The sequence below is a fragment of the Actinotignum sanguinis genome (assembly GCF_030230305.1).
In the GTDB taxonomy this organism is placed as follows: domain Bacteria; phylum Actinomycetota; class Actinomycetes; order Actinomycetales; family Actinomycetaceae; genus Actinotignum; species Actinotignum sanguinis.
In genome coordinates, this window is record NZ_JASPCQ010000002.1 from 50186 (window position 1) to 66014 (window position 15829).

At 61.5% G+C, this 15829-nt stretch carries 16 protein-coding genes; 2 read left to right on the forward strand and 14 right to left on the reverse strand.

Translation table 11 applies throughout. The features are described from left to right. Positions 1-22 precede the first annotated feature (22 nt). Entirely contained in the window at positions 23-1690 is a 1668-nt protein-coding gene (locus QP828_RS01400; protein WP_126134496.1) for an MFS transporter, read from the reverse strand. A gap of 520 nt (positions 1691-2210) precedes the next feature. On the opposite strand from QP828_RS01400, the gene uxaC reads away from it, so the two are divergent. Beyond that, entirely contained in the window at positions 2211-3662 is a 1452-nt protein-coding gene (gene uxaC / locus QP828_RS01405; protein ID WP_274733062.1) for a glucuronate isomerase, read from the forward strand. Positions 3663-3878: 216 nt separating this feature from the next. Then, the gene (locus QP828_RS01410; protein ID WP_126134498.1) at positions 3879-4187 is read left to right on the forward strand and encodes a hypothetical protein; all 309 of its coding nucleotides are present in this window, start codon (positions 3879-3881) and stop codon (positions 4185-4187) included. A 142-nt stretch (positions 4188-4329) separates the two neighbouring features. On the opposite strand, the gene QP828_RS01415 is transcribed toward QP828_RS01410, so the two are convergent. The 13 genes from QP828_RS01415 to era form a co-directional block, all read right to left on the reverse strand. Then, positions 4330-5169, reverse strand: coding sequence for a TrmH family RNA methyltransferase (locus QP828_RS01415; protein ID WP_126134499.1), 840 nt, complete (start codon positions 5167-5169; stop codon positions 4330-4332). Between the two features lie 42 nt (positions 5170-5211). Next, positions 5212-5925 carry a glycerophosphodiester phosphodiesterase family protein gene (locus tag QP828_RS01420; RefSeq protein WP_274733058.1) on the reverse strand — a complete coding sequence of 238 codons (714 nt, stop codon included), beginning with the start codon at positions 5923-5925 and terminating at the stop codon, positions 5212-5214. 77 nt (positions 5926-6002) lie between these two features. Beyond that, on the reverse strand, positions 6003-6386 hold the full coding sequence (gene rplT / locus QP828_RS01425; RefSeq protein WP_026429412.1) for a 50S ribosomal protein L20: 384 nt from the start codon (positions 6384-6386) through the stop codon (positions 6003-6005). Positions 6387-6423: 37 nt separating this feature from the next. Further along, the gene (rpmI, locus tag QP828_RS01430) at positions 6424-6618 is read right to left on the reverse strand and encodes a 50S ribosomal protein L35 (protein ID WP_016442851.1); all 195 of its coding nucleotides are present in this window, start codon (positions 6616-6618) and stop codon (positions 6424-6426) included. A gap of 81 nt (positions 6619-6699) precedes the next feature. Then, complete coding sequence (gene infC, locus QP828_RS01435; RefSeq protein ID WP_206435355.1) at positions 6700-7377, reverse strand: translation initiation factor IF-3; 678 nt, start codon at positions 7375-7377, stop codon at positions 6700-6702. A gap of 278 nt (positions 7378-7655) precedes the next feature. Then, the gene (locus tag QP828_RS01440) at positions 7656-8393 is read right to left on the reverse strand and encodes a HisA/HisF-related TIM barrel protein (protein ID WP_274733053.1); all 738 of its coding nucleotides are present in this window, start codon (positions 8391-8393) and stop codon (positions 7656-7658) included. Beyond that, positions 8383-8973 (reverse strand): hypothetical protein, encoded by a 591-nt coding sequence (locus QP828_RS01445; protein ID WP_274733051.1) that lies wholly within the window; start codon positions 8971-8973, stop codon positions 8383-8385. Before QP828_RS01445 ends, QP828_RS01440 begins: the two co-directional genes overlap by 11 nt. Before the next feature lie 31 nt (positions 8974-9004). After that, complete coding sequence (locus tag QP828_RS01450; protein WP_274755668.1) at positions 9005-9526, reverse strand: YbhB/YbcL family Raf kinase inhibitor-like protein; 522 nt, start codon at positions 9524-9526, stop codon at positions 9005-9007. Positions 9527-9588: 62 nt separating this feature from the next. Then, a complete protein-coding gene (gene uppS / locus QP828_RS01455) occupies positions 9589-10488 on the reverse strand; it encodes a polyprenyl diphosphate synthase (protein ID WP_274755667.1) in 900 nt (299 codons plus the stop codon). After that, positions 10485-11216 carry a DNA repair protein RecO gene (recO, locus tag QP828_RS01460; protein WP_274778257.1) on the reverse strand — a complete coding sequence of 244 codons (732 nt, stop codon included), beginning with the start codon at positions 11214-11216 and terminating at the stop codon, positions 10485-10487. Before recO ends, uppS begins: the two co-directional genes overlap by 4 nt. Before the next feature lie 11 nt (positions 11217-11227). Then, complete coding sequence (gene leuA, locus QP828_RS01465) at positions 11228-13030, reverse strand: 2-isopropylmalate synthase (RefSeq protein WP_274733045.1); 1803 nt, start codon at positions 13028-13030, stop codon at positions 11228-11230. 271 nt (positions 13031-13301) lie between these two features. Then, positions 13302-14915 carry an alpha/beta hydrolase family protein gene (locus tag QP828_RS01470; RefSeq protein ID WP_284891121.1) on the reverse strand — a complete coding sequence of 538 codons (1614 nt, stop codon included), beginning with the start codon at positions 14913-14915 and terminating at the stop codon, positions 13302-13304. Positions 14916-14918: 3 nt separating this feature from the next. Continuing rightward, the gene (gene era / locus QP828_RS01475) at positions 14919-15827 is read right to left on the reverse strand and encodes a GTPase Era (protein ID WP_126134509.1); all 909 of its coding nucleotides are present in this window, start codon (positions 15825-15827) and stop codon (positions 14919-14921) included. Between the last annotated feature and the right edge of the window lie 2 nt (positions 15828-15829).

Genomic DNA, 15829 nt, shown 5'->3' on the forward strand with positions numbered 1-15829 from the left:
GGCGCCGGCGTCGTTCCTAAATTTAGCGCTGGCTCAGGGGAACCTCAGGCCAGAGCTTGTCCCACGAATGCCCGGTGAGGTCTTCAGCAACCTTGCGGGCTTCGGGAGTGGCGTCTTCCTTCGCCCCGCCCGCTTCCAAACGATGGATCTCATCCATGAGGATGGCGTGGGTGTGCTTATCCAGCTTGACGAAGCGGGAAACAAGCAAGGCCACCCCGATGAGGATCGCGGGAAGAATGACCGTCACGAAGGCGATCATATGGGAAGCGCCGGTGGACTGAGCCACCTGGCAGGAGCTTTCCAGCACGCCGGAGGCATCTACCTTGCAGGCACCTTCGTGCAGCGGGGTGTAGCCGGAGGCCGCCAGGTTCGTGCCCTTTTCCAGCGGATTGACGAAACCGCCCAGATCCATGAACCAGCCAACGAGGAAGGTTCCCAGCGCACCGGTGGACTTACGCCCGAAGGTCATAACGGCCGCGTAGATACCGGCGCGGTCTTCGCGGGTCATGATGTAGTCAACGTCCGGAATGAAGGGGTACACATTCCACGGGGTGTATTCGAGCAGCGCGCGCCCGCACTGGTAGATGACCGCGGTGGCCAGCAGGTAGATGAAGGCGTTGCTTTCCGGCCCGATGAGGTAGATCGCACCCACACCCGCCAGCGAGGCGAGGATCAGCGTGAAGGAGAAGGCCCACAGGAAACGCGGCCCGTGCGAGAGCATGAGGAACATCGCCCAAATCGTCATGGGGATACCCACGATGGACACGGCCTGCAGCCAGAAGCCCTGGGATTCGCTCATTCCCACCGCGTAGACGGCGAAGAAGGTGAGCGCCGAAGCGTACACATCCTTGCCGGTGAAGGAGAAGAGGTACACCGTCAGGTGCTTGTTGTAGGAAGAGTTGCGGAACACCGAGGTGAATTCCACCGCGGTGTGCTTGAGCATCTGGAAACCGTTCATCTTCGGCATGGCGTCAAGTTCGGCCACGAATTCCGGAGTGAGCGGGCGCTCCCACGTGGTGGCGTAAGTGGTGAACACACCGATAGCGAAGAGCACCGCGAAGGCGCCACCGATTCCGAGGTAGGCCCAGGGGTTGGAGACGTTACCGCGCACCAGCGCCGGGATGAAGAACACCACGAAAGTACCCGTAGCCGAGCAGAACATACGCATGGACGAAAGCGTGGTGCGTTCTTCGTACTTACGCGTCATTTCGGTGGGCAGCGTCTCCCACGGAATGAGGATGATCGCGATAATAACTTCGATCAGCAGGTAGATAACGAGGTAGTACCAGAACCCGCCGAAGGGGATCCACAGCAGCGGGAAGATGAGAAGCAGCAGTGGGCCGCCGATCATGAGGAAGAAGTGGCGCCGCCCGAAACGCCGCCCCAGCTTCGTGCGGTAGAAACCGTCCGTGAGCGGGCCGATGAATACCGAAATAAGAGCATCAACGATACGAGCTACACCGAGGATAAGACCACCCTGGGTAGCCGTTACCCCGCCGTAGTTCGTGAAGAAGTAGAGCAGCAGACCGGAGATGATGGTATTCCACCCACCACCCATGAGGTCCACCAGCCCGAAACAAATACCGCGACCAATGGTGATCGGCTTGGCGGTGTACACGCGCAGCTTGGAGAGTTTCTCCAGCTCACCACGCTTATCGGCGTCTAATGCGCCGCTATTGTGTGTTCCCATTTTCTTTTGTCTTTCTGTGAAAGGAGGAACGGTTGTGGTTCGCCATCGACTCTTACCGCGCTCACGCTCGGCTTCTGTGCCCGCGCGAGCTGTTACCGCGCTACACTGCCGCGAAGCTATCACTACCGCTCTTTCGCATCAAAAGCTTATAAGTTTCCAAGGCTTTCCAGCAGTTATCTAGCTCCCGGTTCATATCGTGGACGAGTGACGTGCCACCGGGGAGATTCTCTGAAAACCGCGGATTATCGCGGTTTTTTGCACGACGACGGCGCTTGCGCGCACCCCTCCGCCCCCACCATGATATTTTTCACATTTAGAAATTCCCGTTTCGTGCTTTCAAATACTCTCCCGAAAACCGCATGTTTTCGCGTAAAGTGAGGGTACGGGCCGCGGCGTCGTCGCCGATGGTCACGCCCCCGGTCTCTGTGCCCGCGTGCCACCTGGCGCGGTGGAGTACCTTAAAAGAAGAAAGCCGAGGCGAGGGAAAGCCCCGCGCCCGGCTCAAAAATAGGAGGATTCAATGTCGACGCCCCTCACTCTCAATCCGGATCGGCTTTTCCCGGCCGATCCGACGCAGCGGAAACTGGCGCGCGAAATTTTCGAGGTCACCAAGAAGCATCCCATCATTTCCCCGCACGGCCACGTTCCCCCCGAATGGCTCGCTCTCAATACCCCCTTCACCGATCCCACGAGCATGCTCCTGACCCCGGATCACTACACCAACCGCCTCTTGCACGCGGTGGGCCGGGTGGATCTGGCCGATCTGGGCGTACCGGTAGGAAGCCCGCTTTCCCCCGAAAAGTCCCGCGCGGCCTGGCGCCTGTTCTGCAAGAACTGGTGGACCTTGCGCGGTACCGCGGTGCAGGGCTGGTTTGAATCCGAATTTGTGGATGTCTTCGATGTGCATGTGCGCCCCTCCGAAGAAACTGCCGACCAGATCTACGATCACATCAACGCATTGCTCAAGACGGAGGAGTTCCTCCCCCGCTCGCTGTACAAGCGTTTCAACCTGGCGATGATGGCCACCACCGATGATCCGGTTTCCGATCTGCGCTACCACAAGCAGCTCCTCGAGGATCCCACCTGGGAAGGCTATATTCCGCCCACCTTCCGCCCCGATAAGTACCTCGAGCCGGCCACCCCGGACTTCAAGGCAAATGTGGAGGCGCTCGGTCAGGCGGCCGATCAGGATGTGTCCACCTATGCGGGCTACGTGGAGGCCATGCGCAAGCGCCGCCTCTTCTTCAAGGAAATGGGTGCGGTCTCCTCCGATCATTCGCATCGCGATCCGGGCACGGCACGCCTACCCGAGGCGCGGGCGGCCGAACTTTACAAGCTCGCCCTGGACGGCAAGATTTCGCCGGAAGACGGCGCTGCGCTGCGCCGGCATATGCTCAACGACCAGGCTCGCCTGGCCTGCGAGGACGGCCTGGTGATGACCTTCCACCCGGCCGTGTACCGCAACCACCACCAGGCGGCCTTTGAGCGCCTGGGCGCGGATGTCGGGGGCGATGTGCCCATGGCTGTGGAGTTCACGAATAACGTGCGTCCCATGCTTTCCGAGTACGGGGACAATCCGAACTTCCAGGTTGTTTTCTTCACCATCGATCAAGATGTCTACCAGCGCGAACTGGCTCCGCTGGCCGGCTACTACCCGAGCGTCTACGTGGGCGCACCGTGGTGGTTCATCGATGAGCCGGATGCGATTTTGCGTTACCGCGAGCAGGTCACCCCCTACGGTACTTTCTACAAGACCTCCGGGATGATTGACGATACCCGCGCCTTCGCTTCCATTCCCGCGCGGCACGACGTCGCACGCCGGATGGACGCCGTGTACCTGGCCCGTATGGTTGCCGAACATCGCCTGGAGCTTGATGAGGCTCTCGAGGTATCCGAAGCACTCGTCACCACGATTCCGGCTCGGGCTTTCCGGGTGGACACCTCCAAGCTGAGCGGAACCACCGCTCAGTAAGGCAGCCACCGCTCAGCCGCGGCACTTACGGCTCGGTAAGCGGAGCGTGGCTCCACACCGAGCCGCCAGCGCCCCAACGAGCTGTCCGGCATTGCAGATTCGGCCGTGCGCGATACGTTCGCGCACGGCCGAGCGCATTAACCACCTTAACATGAAGTGACGGCCACCACTTTGCTATGATCGATTTGTTCCATTAATCAACGGAAAGGAGTCGCTATGGCGAACGAATTTGTGGACAAGATTAAGGAAGGCGCAACCGAAGCTTTTGATCGGGCTAAGGAATTCGGTCAGAAGGCTGCTGATAAGGCAGGTCAGCTGGGCGATGCCGCCAAGGAAAAGTTCGAGGACATCAAGGACGAACTAACGGACAAGGACCACGGCGATAAGGCCGCGGAGAAGGCTTCCGATGCCGGTGACAAGGCGAAGGATGCTAGCGAGAAGGTGAAGGACGCTGCCTCCGATGCCGGTGATGCCGCGAAGGAAAAGTTCGAGGACGTCAAAGAGAACCTCTCCGATAACAAGTAAATCCACCATTCAGCAGTAAATCCACCAAAGTAGTGCTGGGTGCACCCGCCACAGGGTAGCCCACGGCGGGCGGCGAAGAAGAATCTTCGCCGCCCGCTTACTTATGTCCGCAGGGCTTTCTTTAGGTGCGGTATGCGTTTATTTAGGGGCGGTGCTGGATCATCGCCGTCGTGCTGGCAAGAATCGCGGCGGCCATAGCAACATTGCAGGATTCGGCTTTCCCGTAGATCGGAATGGCGACCGTTGCATCCACATTGGCGTCCACATCCGCGAAGCCGTGCGCTTCGTTTCCCAGCAGCCAGCATACCGGCCGGGTGAGATCCGGCCCGAGGGGCGGCTGCCCAAGATAAGCGGTGTCATTTGCAGACGTCACCAGGGTGGCAAGATCCCACTCCCCTTCCCCGGTGGCTGCCAAGAAACTGATGCCCGCGCGCTCCAGAACGCCGTCAAGCTTGCTGATGTTAATGGAATCGAGAACCGGCAGATGGAAAATAGAGCCGGCTGAGGATCGAATAACCTTCGGGGACCACAGCTCCACGCTACCGCGGCCAAGGAGCACCGCATCGCATCCGGCCACGTCAGCAGCTCGAATAATGGCACCAACGTTCCCGGGGTCCTGGATATTAGCGGTGGCGAGCACCAGCTTCGCGTCCTTGACCGTCGGGGTGAGCGCGGGAGTTTCCGGAATGTCGATAACGGCCACAACACCGCGCGCATCTTCGGAGAGCGCCTGCATCTCATCGGCATTAAGCGGGTGATGGTACACGTTGGCTTCTTTAATAAGCCCGCCCAAGTCCGGATTGGAGATCAGGCTGGCTTTCGTATAGTAGACGTCGCGAACAAGATTCGCGCGGTGCGCGAGGAGCTCCTGAACAGCCCCGGGACCTTCCACCAGGGTTTGCCGGAAACGTTCGCGCTGCTGGGGCCGGTGTAGGCGGGCTGCGCGGGTGAGTTGGGTATGCGATGCGGGTGTGCTTTTCACGGGTCTTTTTCTTTTTCTATAGCTTGCAGTTTTTCGGTAGCGCTAGGGCCGCACGAATCCGTCGGTGAAAATACCGGCCACGCCCCAGCGTTCCAATTGCCGGGCGCGTTCGGGGTTGTTGATTGTGTAGACGTGCACGTCTCGGCCCGCTGCCCGGACCTCTGCCACCACGGCCGCGGTCACGGCGTCGTCGCTCATGTGCAGATAGCGGGAATCGGTGAGGTCGAGGACGGTGAGCCAATCCGGCCCGAAACTCGTTCGATCAACGAGTGCGCCGCGCGGGATCTCGGGGGCGTGGCGCGCGAATTCGGCCAGTTGCAGGTGCGAGAAAGAGGAGACCAGGGCTCGCTCGGGACCGAGCCTGCGGGCTTGTTCCGCCACCGCGCGCACGAGGGCACGGGCTTGCTGGCCACCTTGCACGCATGGTTTCATTTCGATATTAATACCCATGCTAGTCTCGAGTGCAAAATCAACGAGTTGGGCGAGGGTGGGAATCTTCTCCCCCGCGAAGCCCGGGCTGAACCAGGATCCGGCGTCCAAGGTCTCCAGATCGGCGGCACGCAGCGCATCGACCCGCCCGTGGCCCGTGGTGGTGCGCTCGAGGGTGGCATCGTGGCAGAGCGGGAGCGAGCCATCTGCCGTGATATCCACATCCGTTTCGATCCAGGTAAATCCGGCCTGGTAGGCAGCCCGGAATGCGGCCATCGTGTTTTCGGGGGCGTCGGCGCACAGGCCGCGGTGGGCGAAAAGTTTCATGATTGTAGTCTAAACGCAGCGGCCCGAGTAACGAGGTTTCGTCACTCGGGCCGCTGCTATGTCACGCTTGAAAAAGCTTAGGCAACCTTGGGTGCGTTCACGTCTTCCGGAAGCGCAGCCTTGGCGGCATTGACCACCGCGGTGAAACCGGTGGGATCATTGACGGCCATTTCAGCGAGCTGACGGCGATCAACTTCAATTCCGGCCAGGCCCAGGCCCTGGATGAAGCGGTTGTAGGTCATGCCCTCGGCGCGCACGGCCGCGTTGATGCGGGTGATCCACAGCTTGCGGAAATCGTTCTTCCGCTTCTTGCGGTCGCGGTAGTTGTAGACGAAGGAATGGGTGACCTGTTCCTTGGCCTTGCGGTAGAGGCGGGACCGCTGCCCGCGGTAGCCGGACGCCCGATCTAGGGTAGTGCGACGCTTCTTCTTGGCGTTAACGGAGCGCTTGACGCGTGCCATGTTTTTCTCCTTTTACAAAACTTTTCGTCGGACGAATCTAGCGGCCGAGCAGACGGTTAACTTCGCGAAGGTTGGACTTGTCCACAACCTGGTCGCGCGAGAGCCGACGCTTCCGGGTGGAGCTCTTGTGCTCCAGCAGGTGGCGCTTATTGCGCTGTTCGCGCATGAGCTTGCCGCTTCCCGTCACGCGGAAACGCTTCTTCGCACCGGAGTGCGTCTTCATCTTGGGCATTATTCATCCTCACTCGTGCCCCGGGGGCACATTTGATCTACCAGATCTCCGCGCCCGCGGGCGCGCTTTTCACAAGTCAACTTATTCGGTTGCTGCTGCGTTGCTGTCCGTTTCGGACGATTGTCCGTTGCGTTCCGCCGCGCGCTTGGCTGCTTTCGCGCGCCGGTTTTCACGTTCCGCTTCACGACGACGCCGCTGATCGGACTTCGCTTCGGACTTGCGCCGCGTGGGCGCAAGAACCATGGACATATTGCGCCCGTCAGCGCGAGGTGCTGCTTCGACAGTGGAAATTTCCGCGAGCTCTTCAGCCAGGCCCGAAAGCAGACGCACACCCATTTCCGGACGGGATTGTTCACGGCCCCGGAAACGAAGATCAAACTTGACCTTATCCCCGGCGTTTAGGAAACGTTCCGCCTGCGACTTCTTGGTGTTGTAGTCATTACCGTCAATCTTCAGCCCAATCCGGATGGATTTGATCTGAGTATTGGCTTGGTTACGACGTGCTTCCCGAGCTTTCTGGGCGGATTCGTACTTATATTTCCCGTAGTCCATGAGGCGCGCGACCGGCGGGTTGGAATTCGGAGCAACTTCCACCAGGTCAAGGTTCGCCTCAACGGCTAGGCGGAGCGCATCTTCCGTGCGCACCACACCGACCTGTTCACCGCTGGGGCCAACAAGGCGCACCTTAGGGACGTGGATGCGATCATTTACACGCGGTTCGTTGTTAATTGCAGTTCCTCTGTTCCTCAACGTGGACAACGCACGGAGTACTCCCGAGGTGACACGGCACGCCAGATGGCCATGTTACGAACCCGCTACCCTTTGATATAACCCGATCTTTCCGTTTTCGAAAATTTCTTTTCGAAACAGCAGCCCGGGCGGGCGGCTAGGTGGGATTTCTCCACTTGCGTTCCGGCAGAATGCCGGATTGACCGTACTAGTGTAGCACAGCGCCATGAGTTATGGATAACACCGTGGGTTATTCTCCCCACATACCACGGCGTATATGCAACTCACGGCCGTAACAAGTTCGACGGTTAAGAAAGCTCCGCGAGGGCCTGGGCAACGGTGAAGTTTCCTTCGTAGAAAGCTTTGCCAATAATGACCGAGTCCACGCGACCGGGGCAACCAGCTTCGCCGCTCGCGCCGCTCTCGCTCAGTTCTCGAACCGCGCGCAGATCAGCGAGCGTCGCCATGCCGCCCGAGGCGGTGATATGCGCCGGGCTCAGCGCCGCCACCCGACTAAGCAACTCGAGGTTTGCCCCGGCGAGGGCGCCATCTCGGTTTCGATCTGTAACAACGTAGCGGCGGGCACCGGCGTCGTCGAGAAAATCAATAACTTCGCGTAACTCCCCGACATCGGTACCGGCACCGCGCGCAACCACCCGGGCGCCGTCGACATCAAGACATACGGCCACCCGATCCGCGTGCTGCGCCAGCACCCGCGCCACCCACGCACGATCCCGCAGCGCGGTAGTCGCAAGATTAATGCGTTCCGCGCGGGTGGCGAGGGCGCGCTCGAGTACCTCCGGGCTGTCGATTCCCCCGGAGAGTTCCCAACGCATCGGGCTACTCTCCATGAGGCGCTCTAACAACGCGAAATTATCCCCGGTGCCGTACACAAGATCCAGATCCACCAGGTGAATCCACCGTCCCCCGGCCGCCCGGAAATCTGCGATAGCCACCGCCGGGTCACTCCACGCCTCCGGCCCGCTACCGAGCCGCGCCGAACGCCCCGCCCGGATATCGACGGCAACGAGCAGCTCACAGCTCATCGTTATCCCCCGCAGCGGTTTCCTCGCCAGCCTCGCCACGCATACCTTCCGCGCTTTCCCCGCGGGTCACCTTGCGCAGGATTTTCTCAATATCCTGCTGGGTGAGCTTCGCGGAATCCCACGGGTCACAGTCGGTAATGGAGCGCTCCCCCAGCATGAGCTCCTCAACGATGGGATCTAAAGAATTGAGCAGCAGGCCGGAAGCGATTTCCTCATCGGCTTTGCCTGCGAAGAAACGCCGCGCGCGCACCATCCCGGATACGCCCGGCTCAAAACCGGTGGATTCCTTATCCAGATTCACATCAATGAGGATGGAACCGTAGGGGCTGAGGCGGGAGAGCATGCCGGCAACCGCCGGGGCGTCATCGGAAAGGGAGGCGGGTTCCTCATCAGGATCCGGGCCGGTGATATTACGGATATCCCATTCGTCATACACGGGCGTTGCCAGCTGGCGATACACCAGCGCTCCGGAATGCGTGGCGACCACCTGCACGTCCAGGCCGTGCAGCGCGCAGAGCGCCGCGAGGGTATCCGCGCTATCAAAAGGCGTGAGTACCGCGTATGTGCGCACGTCAGTCATTGAGTTATCCTCCCCTTGCGCTTCGTTTACTTTAGTTGTTTTCCCAGGTGCCGGTGAGTAGGCCGCGGCCGAGCACGTGTTCACGGGCTAGGAAATACGCCACCGCGGGCCGGGTTTCCACATCGATATCCAGAACGGTGTCGAGGGCGAGCACCGCGAAAATATAGCGGTGCGGGCCGTGGCCGGCCGGCGGGGCGGCGCCCTGGAAAGTCGGGGTTCCGCCGTCGTTCTTCAAGGTGAGGGCCGGTGCCGCAAGCGCACCGGAGCCACCGGCCACAATCTCGCTGGTATCCGCGGGCAGATTCGCCACCGTCCAGTGCCAGTATCCGGACGGCGTGGGAGCATCCGGGTCATAGCAGGAGACGAGCAGGCTGACCGTACCCTCCGGCGGGGCATCCCACCCCAGTTGCGGATTGCGGTCCGCACCGCCCGGGGTGCTGCCCGCCCCGGTGGCGCTTTCGGGCAGTGCCTCGCCTTCCGCGAAATCATCGGAGGTGAGGTGAAGATCAACGCTTCCGGCCGGCACTCCGGCGTAGGGATCGTGGGTGGTCATATCCGCTCCTTATGCGTGCTTGGGGCGCCGCGTCCGCGCGGCGGGCGTGCTTGAGTTCCAGTCTAGCGGTCCGTGCCCGTGCCCTCGGGCCTGTTTTTGGCGACGGCGCCCGCGCCCCGCGGCGCGCTCGCAGCACCGGTGCCGGTATCCTGAGGCGCAATCTTGTCGACGGCGCCGCCGAACCGCCGTTCGCGCTGCCCGTAGGCGGCGCAGGCATCCCATAGGGCGCGCCGCTCGAATTCGGGCCAGGGCAGCGGAGAAAAATACAGTTCCGCGTAGGCACTTTCCCACATGAGGAAATTGGAGGTGCGGTATTCCCCGCCGGTGCGGATGAGGAGGTCGACGTCGCGCATCCGCGGAGCGTAGAGCTGGGCGGTTAGGGTGGCTTCGCTAATGCGCTCCGCCGTGAGCTCCCCGCGAGCTACCCGTTCGGCCACCGCGCGCACCGCATCGACAATTTCCGCGCGCCCGCCGTAGTTAATGCACAGATTGAGCACCATGCGGGTATTCCCCGCGGTCAGTTCTTCCGCGGCGTGAATCTCACGCAGCACCGAGCGCCACAGCCGGCCCTCGCGCCCCACCCACTGCACCCGCACGCCCCAGTCGTGGAGTTGATCGCGGTTGGCGCGGATAATATCGCGGGAAAACCCCATGAGGAAACGAACTTCGGCCGGCGAACGCCGCCAATTTTCGGTAGAAAAAGCGTAGACGGATAGCTCCGCGATTCCGAGTTCCAAGGCCCCGGCCACCACGTCCATGAGGGAACGCTCGCCGGCTTTATGGCCTTCGGTACGCGCCAGCCCGCGGGCATTTGCCCAGCGCCCGTTGCCGTCCATCACGATGGCCACGTGCTCGGGCACCCGCCCCAACCGCGGGGGCGTGAGGCCGGGCCGATGGGCCGGGGTGGGCCGCTCCAGGTGGGCCAGATGTGGATGCTCCAGCTTCGGGTGTACTTCTGTCATGATGCCGACCTCACGATCTGCAAGGAACGTACCTTGCGTTCCAGATACCATTGCACGTACGCGGAAATATAGCCGTGCGCGGTTTCCCCCGCGCTCCCGGCAAGCGCGTCGATAATTTCCCAATCCCCGCGGGCTAGCGCGGCGAGGAGCCGCCGCGCGTCTTCCCCCGGATAGGCTGCCCCGCGCGGGGCGCACCGCCGGCACACCAGCCCACCGGCTTGCACGTGGAAGGCGGTGAGGTCCTCCCCGCTACCGCAGAGCGCGCAGGAAGTGACCGCCAGGCCCCACCCGGATACCGCCATGGCACGCAGCAGGTAAGAATCCATAATTGGGTAGGGAGCGTGCTGGCGGGAGGCCAGGGAATTGAGTGCCCCGAGGAGGAGGCGGTAGTGAGCTCGGTCCGGCTCCCTTTCCGCCCCGAGCTTTTCGGCTACTTCCACCATGGTGCTCGCGGCCGCGTAGGCTTCAAAATCAGGCGCGATGGCCCGCCCGAAGGGATTGAGGGTTGCCACTTCCGTGACGACATCAAGGCTGCGCCCCCGGTAGAGCTGCACATCCACGTAGGTGAAGGGTTCCAGGCGCGCCCCGAATCGGGAGCGGGTGCGGCGCACCCCTTTGGCCACGCATCGCACCAGGCCGTGCGCGCGTGCCAGCAGGGTGACGATACGATCCGCTTCCCCCAAGTCCTGCGTGCGCAGGACGATTCCTTCATCCCGATAGAGTTTCACTGGCTCCCAGTTTAGCGGTGCGCGCGATTGACAGCCGAGATAATCGCCTTGAGGCCGGCGCGTGTCGTGGAGGTGTGAATGCCGCAGCCCCACAGCACCTGATCATCGATCTCGCATTCCACATACGCGGCAGCCGAAGCATCCGTACCTTCGCTCAGGGTGTGTTCGGCGTAGTCGAGCACCCGGATATATTCGCCCAGCTGTTCCATCGCGGTCACGAAAGCGTGGATGGGCCCGTTGCCGCTGCCGTGCAGGCTATGTTGCACACCGTCCGCCTGAGTTTCAACGACGGCGCTAATATCGGTCACCCCGCCGCTATGGTTCGTGAATTCCAGCGCGCGCAAGCGGTAACGCCCCCACGGAGTGCTGGCCTTCCCCGGTGCCCCGTGCGCGCCCGCCGGCCCCTGCTCTCCGTAGCCCTGGGAGAGCGGGAGGTATTCGTCCACGAAAATATCCCAGAGGGTATCCGCACTGACTTCTTCTCCGGTGCGTTCTGTCCAGGTCTGCACGATGCGGGACAGCTCGATTTGCATACGCCGCGGCAGATCCAGGTTTCGGGTGGTTTGCATAAGATAGGCCACACCGCCCTTGCCGGATTGGGAGTTGACGCGCACGATGGCATCGTAGGTGCGCCCCACATCTTTCGGGTCAATGGGTAGATAGGGCAGCGCCCAGGGAACTTGCCGCTCATCTCCCCCGGCCGCGGCCAGATCGGATGCCCGGCGCTGCATGCCTTTCTTGATGGCATCCTGGTGGGAGCCGGAGAAGGACGTGTAGACGAGCGAGCCAGCGTAGGGCACCCGCGGCCCCACCTCAATCCCGGTGCATTCTTCGCACACATCCACGATGGCATCAATATCGGAAAGGTCCAGTTCCGGGTCAATTCCCTGCGAATAGAGATTCATAGCAACCGTAATGAGATCAACATTTCCGGTGCGCTCCCCCTGCCCGAAAAGGCAGCCTTCTACCCGGTCGATCCCGGCGAGCATGGCCAACTCAGTGGTGGCGACCCCGGTACCACGGTCATTGTGGTTATGCGCGGAAAGCGCCACGTATTCACGTTTGGGGATATGGCGGGAGAAGTACTCGATTTGATCCGCGTATACGTTTGGGGTGGCGCGTTCTACCGTGGTGGGCAGGTTAATAATAATTTCGCGCTCGGCATCCGGTTGCCACACCTCCATGACGGAGGAACAGACCTCGAGGGCGTAATCAATTTCGGTATCCACGAAGATTTCCGGGGAGTACTCGAAGCCGAAAATGAGATCATCCGGCAAGACTTTCTCGGCGTAGGCCACGATTTCCCGAGTTCCGGCCATGGCTAGTTCGCGGATAGCCTCCTTCGAGGAGCCAAAAACCACATCGCGGAACACCGGCGAGGTCGCGTTATACAGATGCACGGTGGCGCGCGGGAATCCAGCCAGCGCATCGATAGTGCGGTGGATGAGTTCGGGGCGCGACTGGGTGAGGACCGAGACGGTCACATCTTCGGGTACCGCGCCGTCCTCCGCCAGGGAGCGCACGAAATCCCAATCGGTTTGGGAGGCAGCCGGGAAACCAATCTCTATTTCCTTCACGCCGATCTTGACAAGCAGATCAAAAATCCGCCGCTTGCGGATCATATCCATGGGTTCGATAAGAGCCTGGTTGCCGTCCCGCAGATCGGTGGAGAGCCAGCGCGGCGCCTTGGTGATCCGGTTATTGGGCCAGGTGCGATCCGGCAGCGCGATCGGATTGGTGTCGAGGAAGGGCCGGTACTTGTAGAACGGCATTCCCGAGGGGCGCTGACGGTGCGTGTATCCGGAAGTTTTCATGGGGTGGTCACCTTGTCTTCTCTGTGTGGCGGTCAAATTTAAGAACGACGGCGCAGCTTAACCCGCCGCGAGAAGCCGAATAAGCTCGCGGCGGCTCATAAGGAGAAGGCGAGAGGAACCCATACGGATAACTCTAGCCCCTCAGCTAGCTGAATATGCACAGACTTGTCCGAGATGTGAGACATAACGCCCGGGATATGGACGATTACGAAGGGTGACGGCGCGGTGGGCTGGTGGTACCCGGCCGGGCCGCGTTAGTTCAGGGCTGCGGTTAGAGCACCGCCGGAAAGGCGTTCCAGTATCCCAGGCTCATGAGCAGAACCGCCTGGGCGCAGAGGGTGAGGAGGGTCGTCACTCGCGCGATGCGCCCCATGCTCGGCCGCGCACTCCAGCTGCGGAAAACGGCCCGCACGTGCATCCACGCCGCGCCCAGAGCCGCTAGGTGTACAAGGGCAAATCCGCCCTGGACGATGAGAAGATTATGTGAGTAGGTGAGCGCGATATGGGCAACGGCCACCAGGTAGATGAGGAATACCACCCAGGCTCCCACCACGGAAAGCGAAGCGAGATTGAGGGCTGCGCCCGATCTGGAAAAATTCGAGAGTCGATGCCCGCGCACCGGAATCCAGCACACCGCCACCAGCACGATGCTGAGCCCGAGGAGGGCCACCCCGCCCAGCGCGATATAGAGCGCTGTTTGGGCGGTGAACCACCCGCCGGCCGTCAGGGTGGGGGCGACGAATGCCTGCCGGGGTTGGTCACCGGCCACCCGCGGCTGCGCCGTCGCCGTAAAGGGTAAACCGTTAACCCAATCCGCGGTATCTTGCATGGCCGCCTGGGACAGCTGCCGGCGGTTGATCTGGAGGCCGTGGTCCGCGTCTTTGTAGTAGCGCACCGTGAGCGCGCTGTTTCCGGCCTCTTCCAGGTAGTTGCTCATCATCTGCGGGCCCTGGATCGTCGGCATGGAATTATCTGCCGTGCCGTAGAGCATAAGAACCGGCATGGTCATCTGCTTCTCATACGGCGCCGCATCAAAATCAATATAGCGGAAGGTGTCGGGGCCGAAATCCTGGCCGATAAGTTTTGGAATGGCGGCGCGCAGGCGTTCCGGTGCGTGAATCTCCCGCAGGTAGGCGTCGGCCGCGTAGGCCCCCTGCTGGCGGATCGGGAGCACCGGGGCGCTGATAAGAGCCACGTAATTCACCGCCCGCGCGCTGGTGGCCACAATGGGCGCAACGAAGCAGCCTTCGGATACCGCGTACAGGCCGGAGTGGCGCGCATCAACGTCCTCCCAGGAGAGCATCTCGCGGTAGACGTCCTCGAAATCCGCGGCGAGCTGGAGATAGTCACGATGCGTCGTCGTATAGTTCGCTACCCGTTTTTCCGAAACCACCGTAATAATCCCGGTAGAAGCAATAGCTTCGGTTTCCCGCCCGAAATCACGCGCGGAAGAAGTGCCGGTACCGTGAATAAAAAGCATGCCTGGCACCACCGGGCCCGCGCCTACCGGGCGTTTAACAACAGCCGGAATGAGGGTGCCATCCCGCAAGGTGATGGTGACCGTGCTACTCGCCACCTCGTACGTTCCCAGCCGCGCGGTGGGAACCCCGGTGGAAATTGTGGTATCCGCGGTTTGCGGGGCGATCGCGGCGGTCATGGGTTGCGGATTCCACCCCGGGCCGAAAGCACTCCCGATCAGCCCGGCGGCGAGCACCACTATCAGCCAGGTAACGAAACGTTTATGGGTGGGAAGCCAGCGCCGCCAGCCCCGGAGCGCGCTGTGTTCCGGGCCTGCGGCGCTTTCCATTCCGCTGGCTGGCACCAGGGTGCGCCCCGCCGGCGGATTCTCGGCGGGCGGGGTATCGGGATGATCGGTGAAACGCACGTATCAGAACCCGAGTCGATCCAGCATTTTCGGGTCACGTTGCCAGTCTTTGGAAACTTTCACGTGCAAATCAAGATAGACCGGCGTACCGAGCAGCGCCTTAATGGCTTTGCGGGCATCGCGCCCAATCTGGCGCAGGCGCGCACCCCCGCGCCCAATAACAATCCCCTTTTGGGAATCGCGCTCCACGTGCAAAGAGGCATGCACCCGCACCAGCGGGCCACCGTTCGGTGCGGTGTCCTCAATGATTTCGTCGATGGTGACCGCGAGGGAATGCGGAAGTTCCTCGCGCATTTTTTCCAGGCCCGCTTCGCGGATAAGCTCCGCGATGAGGGTTTCTTCCGTTTCATCGGTAATCGCATCCAGCGGATATAGCGGCGGGGAAACGGGGAGCTGTTTAATAATCTGCTCGGTGAGGACTTCCACCTGATCCAGCGTGGCGGCACTCACCGGGACGATCTCCACAAAATCATGGAAAGCTGCCACGGCCGCGATCTTCTCCGCAAGGGCTTCGCGGCTGACCAGATCGGTTTTAGTAATCGCGGCGATCATGGGTACTTTCGCGCGCACCGCCAAATCGAGGAGGTACTTATCGCCCGGCCCGAGTTTTTCATTAGCGGGTAGGCACATAACGATGGTGTCCACATCGGCGATAGAATCGCGCACCATATCACCCAGGCGTTCACCCAGCAGGGTGCGGGGGCGGTGCATCCCGGGGGTATCGACCAGGATCACCTGACCGGCATCCCGAGTCACAATGGCGCGAATAATACGCCGGGTGGTTTCCGGGCGGGCGCTGGTAATCGCGACCTTCTTGCCCACCATCGCATTGGTGAGGGTTGATTTCCCGGCATTCGGGCGGCCCACCACCGAGGCGAACCCGGCCCGAAATTCCGTGTTTTCCACCGTCATCG

Bases quoted from the DNA above. Each gene is read 5' to 3' on its own strand.
- rpmI (WP_016442851.1), bottom strand. From the start codon at position 6,618: ATGCCCAAGATGAAGACGCACTCCGGTGCGAAGAAGCGTTTCCGCGTG.
- QP828_RS01440 (WP_274733053.1), bottom strand. From the start codon at position 8,393: ATGAGCTGTGAGCTGCTCGTTGCCGTCGATATCCGGGCGGGGCGTTCG.
- rplT (WP_026429412.1), bottom strand. From the start codon at position 6,386: ATGGCACGCGTCAAGCGCTCCGTTAACGCCAAGAAGAAGCGTCGCACT.
- uppS (WP_274755667.1), bottom strand. From the start codon at position 10,488: ATGACAGAAGTACACCCGAAGCTGGAGCATCCACATCTGGCCCACCTG.
- QP828_RS01445 (WP_274733051.1), bottom strand. From the start codon at position 8,973: ATGACTGACGTGCGCACATACGCGGTACTCACGCCTTTTGATAGCGCG.
- QP828_RS01450 (WP_274755668.1), bottom strand. From the start codon at position 9,526: ATGACCACCCACGATCCCTACGCCGGAGTGCCGGCCGGAAGCGTTGAT.
- QP828_RS01410 (WP_126134498.1), top strand. From the start codon at position 3,879: ATGGCGAACGAATTTGTGGACAAGATTAAGGAAGGCGCAACCGAAGCT.
- leuA (WP_274733045.1), bottom strand. From the start codon at position 13,030: ATGAAAACTTCCGGATACACGCACCGTCAGCGCCCCTCGGGAATGCCG.
- era (WP_126134509.1), bottom strand. From the start codon at position 15,827: ATGACGGTGGAAAACACGGAATTTCGGGCCGGGTTCGCCTCGGTGGTG.
- QP828_RS01400 (WP_126134496.1), bottom strand. From the start codon at position 1,690: ATGGGAACACACAATAGCGGCGCATTAGACGCCGATAAGCGTGGTGAG.
- uxaC (WP_274733062.1), top strand. From the start codon at position 2,211: ATGTCGACGCCCCTCACTCTCAATCCGGATCGGCTTTTCCCGGCCGAT.
- QP828_RS01420 (WP_274733058.1), bottom strand. From the start codon at position 5,925: ATGAAACTTTTCGCCCACCGCGGCCTGTGCGCCGACGCCCCCGAAAAC.